Source organism: Streptomyces sp. NPDC104309 (genome assembly GCF_055584025.1).
In genome coordinates this window covers 1-1,440 of sequence record NZ_JBVJMV010000146.1, presented here as the reverse complement: position 1 = coordinate 1,440, position 1,440 = coordinate 1, and the positions used below count along the sequence as shown (strand labels likewise).

Below are 1,440 nucleotides of genomic sequence, written 5' to 3'. Positions count from 1 at the left end.
CTAGTAGTACTTCGTTAGGTTGCGCTTCTGTGGTGGCGGCGTTGTCGTTGTGTGTTTGGGTAAGTCGCGGTGGCAGGTGGGGCATTGGCCGGTCCAGGCCCGTATCAGGTCCTGGATGGTGTCGAGGACTTGGTAGAAGGTCAGGCCGGCGCTTCGGCTTTTGGGTCGAGGCGCCGGAGGGTGAGGAAGGCGTGGGCTGCGGTCACGAGGGTGACGTGGTGGTGCCAGCCGCGCCAGGTGCGGCCCTCGAAGTGGTCCAGGCCGAGGCCGTGCTTCATCTCGCGGTAGTCGTGCTCGATGCGCCAGCGGATCTTGGCCAGGCGCACGAGCCGCCGGATCGGTGTGTCGGGCGGGAGGTCGGTGAGCCAGTAGTCCGTGGGCGCGTTCTCACCGGGAGGCCATTCGACCAGCAGGGTCTCGGCCGGAAGCACGCCGTCCCAGGTGGCTGGGCCTCCGGCGTCGGCGGCGGCGAGCGTCCGGGGCATCTTCCCGGCGGGCCGCACCTGCAGGACCCGGAACCGCGAGCGCATCGCGCCGCGGCTCCCCTGGCGCCAGGTGACCTGCCGAAACGCCCGACGGCCTTCCTCGGTGGCGAGCTCGTGAAGGGCGAGCCTGCCGGTGCGGTAGCGGGGCAGGGGGCGCCTGCCCGCGCCGCCGTAGGCGGGCGCCACCGGTTCCGCCTCGAAGCGGTGGGCCGTCTCGTCCCCGCGCACGGCGACGACATAGTCCAGGCGCCGGGAGCGCAGAGCATGACGGAAGGCGGCGGACTGGCCGTAGCCCGCGTCAGCGACCACGACCTGCGGAGCAAGCCCCCAGGCGATCGATTCGTCCAGCATGTCAATCGCCAGCCGCCACTTCTCGACGTGCCCGACCTCCGGCGGGAGACCGGTCCGCTTCCTGCGGACGTCATCGCGCTCGTCCCACTCCGGTGGCACGAACAGCCGCCACGACAGCGGGCACGAGGCCCGGTCGGTGACGGCGTGGATGCTCACCCCGACCTGGCAGGGCGAACGTTTGCCCAGCGCACCGCAGTACTGCCGGGACACGGCCACCGACTGGTCGCCGGATTTCGGGAACGAGGTGTCGTCGATCACCCACGCCTCGGGACTGATGGCGGAGGTCATCTTCCGGGCGATCTTCCGCAGCACCGGGACGTGGTCCCACGGCGACTGGCTGACAAACTGCTGCAAGGCCTGCATGTTGCCGTCCGGCAGCCGCCCGGCCATCGGCTGGACGGACTTGCGCCGCCCGTCCAGCATCAGCCCCCGCAGATAGCAATCCCCTTGCCGGCGCTGGTCCTTGCGCGTCAAGGACGCGAAGACCTCAGCCATGAAATCGCCGAGGTCTCCGCGGAGCTTCTCCACCTCATCAAGATCCACGAGCCGCAGCATGCACCGCCACGACCACCAAGATCAAATCAACCTAACGAAGTACTACTAG

General features: G+C 69.1%; 1 protein-coding gene. It reads right to left on the bottom strand.

Going from position 1 to position 1,440, the window contains the following annotated elements; genetic code table 11:
* Nucleotides 1–140: 140 nt before the first annotated feature.
* Nucleotides 141–1,379 (bottom strand): IS701 family transposase, encoded by a 1,239-nt coding sequence (locus ACZ68L_RS46905; RefSeq protein WP_469591051.1) that lies wholly within the window; start codon nt 1,377–1,379, stop codon nt 141–143.
* Nucleotides 1,380–1,440: the final 61 nt, after the last annotated feature.